This is a genomic window from Pseudoalteromonas sp. Z1A8 (assembly GCF_011378855.1).
Lineage (GTDB): Bacteria > Pseudomonadota > Gammaproteobacteria > Enterobacterales > Alteromonadaceae > Pseudoalteromonas.
In genome coordinates, this window is sequence record NZ_WTLB01000112.1 from 1 (window position 1) to 2,585 (window position 2,585).

4 protein-coding genes are annotated in these 2,585 nt (G+C 38.7%); 2 read left to right on the forward strand and 2 right to left on the reverse strand.

The genetic code is table 11. The features are described from left to right. Nucleotides 1-365: 365 nt before the first annotated feature. On the forward strand, nucleotides 366-911 hold the full coding sequence (locus GQR55_RS19825) for a gamma carbonic anhydrase family protein (protein WP_166421946.1): 546 nt from the start codon (nucleotides 366-368) through the stop codon (nucleotides 909-911). Here the strand turns inward: GQR55_RS19825 and GQR55_RS19830 are convergent. After that, nucleotides 903-1,157: a DUF1488 family protein gene (locus GQR55_RS19830; RefSeq protein ID WP_166421947.1), complete on the reverse strand. Its 255-nt coding sequence runs from the start codon at nucleotides 1,155-1,157 to the stop codon at nucleotides 903-905. The genes GQR55_RS19825 and GQR55_RS19830 overlap by 9 nt on opposite strands. Further along, complete coding sequence (gene aroE, locus GQR55_RS19835) at nucleotides 1,154-1,978, reverse strand: shikimate dehydrogenase (RefSeq protein ID WP_166421948.1); 825 nt, start codon at nucleotides 1,976-1,978, stop codon at nucleotides 1,154-1,156. The genes GQR55_RS19830 and aroE overlap by 4 nt, the downstream gene beginning before the upstream one ends. A gap of 53 nt (nucleotides 1,979-2,031) precedes the next feature. Here aroE and GQR55_RS19840 point away from each other — a divergent pair, with 53 nt between their 5' ends. Next, on the forward strand, nucleotides 2,032-2,469 hold the full coding sequence (locus GQR55_RS19840) for a group II truncated hemoglobin (RefSeq protein ID WP_166421949.1): 438 nt from the start codon (nucleotides 2,032-2,034) through the stop codon (nucleotides 2,467-2,469). Nucleotides 2,470-2,585: the final 116 nt, after the last annotated feature.

Consider the following 2,585-nt stretch of genomic DNA (forward strand, 5'->3'; position numbering starts at 1 on the left):
TTTTGAGTCGCTTTAGCGTCTCAAGGGATGCGAATAATACACCCTTTATTTTTCGAGTCAACACTTTGTTTTAAACTTTCTTTTTAGAAGATTCAAAACCGAAGTTTTATTTAACTCTCTGAGGTAGTTCGTGCCTCGCTATGCGTTGGCGTTTCCCGTCTCAGTGGGGTCGCATTATAGGGAGATCATATTTTTACGCAAGCACTTTTTTAAAGAAAAAGTAAAAAAAGATGCTGTTCGGTTAGTATCTGAACTAAACACCCCGAAACTGATAGTTTTGTAACCAAACAGTGCACTGTATGGTACAAAAATCACCTTGCTGATACACTCAAATACTAATAATCATGATCTAAAAGGTACTAACTATGGCAATTCGTTCTTATAAAGGTGTTACTCCTTCATTTAATGCGTCTGTTTATGTTGATGATTCATCGGTTTTGGTTGGTAACATTACTTTAGGTGATAATAGTAGTGTGTGGCCATTAGTAGCTGCACGTGGCGATGTTAACTATATACGTATTGGTGAGCGTACAAATATACAAGATGGCAGTGTATTGCATTTATCTCGTGCAACTAAAAGCAATCCTGATGGTTACCCACTTATTATAGGTGACGATGTAACTGTTGGTCATAAGGTAATGCTACACGGATGCGTACTAGGAGATCGTATACTTGTGGGTATGGGCGCTATTATTATGGACAACGTTGTTGTTGAAGACGATGTTATTATTGGAGGAGGTTCTTTGGTGCCTCCAAACAAGCGTTTAGAGTCTGGCTATTTATATGTAGGAAGCCCAGCTAAGCAAGCTCGCCCTCTTACAGACCAAGAACTTGCCTTTTTAAAAATATCTGCTGATAACTACGTATCACTTAAAGATGAGTATTTAACTGAAATCGCTAACTTAGAGTAATAAGCTTACTTCTATCTGACCTGCCGAGTTGTAACTCTCTTCTTCGATAAGCTCCTCGGCACGCTCTTCGTAATCAAAACGGTACTTTTCAAAATACTCTGTTGCATGGCTTTCGTCCGTTAATTTAAGTTTTTTTACTTCTATTACACACTCCACCAGCATGCCACTAACTTGTGCAAAGAATACTAACTGATGATCGGGCTCTCTAAATTCTAGCCTATCTATAAATTGTATTGCTTGGTTCATTTAAGCGCCCCTTGTTTTAGTGCATCAACTACAGGCAGTATTTTTGGCATTTTATTGCGCCATACATAATAGGCTTGAGCAGCCTGGCCCACTAACATACCGCTGCCATCTAAAAGCTTAGCGTTAATATTATGCTGTGCAATCCAGTTCATAAAAATAGTATTTTGCAGTGAATAAAACATGTCATAGGCTACTTCACAGTTAGTTATGTGTTTTTCATCAAGTGCTGGTAGCTCGTTATTCATACTGCTAGATGTAGAGTTTATAATTAGTGAGTAATCACTTACTGGTAAATCATTAAAGCCAAAGCCAGATACAGGTCCATATTGAGTAAATAGCTCTGCGAGTTCTTTAGCTTTTTGTGCTGTGCGATTAACGATTATTATTTCCTGAGGGTTATGCTCTAGCAAAGGTAAAATAACGCCTCGAGCTGCACCGCCCGCGCCAATAATTAAAATACGCTTGTTAGTAATAGCTACTTTATTAGCAAGTAAATCGTTAACAAAACCGATACCATCAGTGTTATCACCGAGTAATGTGCCATCGTCTCGTTTTTTTAAGGTATTAACAGCCCCTACTATTTTAGCTAATGGCGTAAGCTCATCTGCCATTGCATAAGCTTGCTCTTTGAATGGCATTGTAACGTTAGCACCGATACCGCCTTGCTCAAAAAAAGACAATACTGTTTTTTCAAAGTTATCGATAGGTGCTAATATTGCGCGATAGTCGATTTGCTCACCCAGTGATACAGCAAATTGTTTATGTATCGCGGGGGATTTTGAATGTTTAATTGGATTTCCAAAAACCGCATATTTGTCCATTTTAAAGCAACCTCTTTGCAGCTATATACTGCCTATTAACGATGATAAGTAATATGATTAAACGACTTTTTTCTAAATCTAAGCCAGCTCCTGAGCAACAGGCTCCTACTCCTGAAAAAACACCGTACGAAATAATAGGTGGAGAAAAAGGAGCGCGCGCTATTGCCAATCGATTCTACGACATAATGGAGTCAGATGAATACGCTAAACCGTTATATGATATGCATCCTCTGCCATTAGATAGAATTCGCCAAGTATTTTTTGAATTTTTATCTGGTTGGTTAGGCGGGCCAAACCTATTTACAGAAAAACATGGCCAGCCAATGCTACGTAAACGCCATATGCCTTTTACTGTAGATAAAGCATTGCGTGATCAGTGGATGTACTGCATGAATAAAACGCTGGATATAGAAATAGACAACCCGTTGTTACGTGAAGGCTTAAAGCAATCATTCTCTCAACTAGCAACGCACATGATTAACCAGCATTAAATTTGTATTTAGCCACAATGCAAAAAGGCGCTAATTAGCTGTCTCTTGATCACAAGTCTGGCTCAAGAGATTTTGCTAAATCGTAGCCTTCCAGGATGGCTTGTAACTTAAGCCAT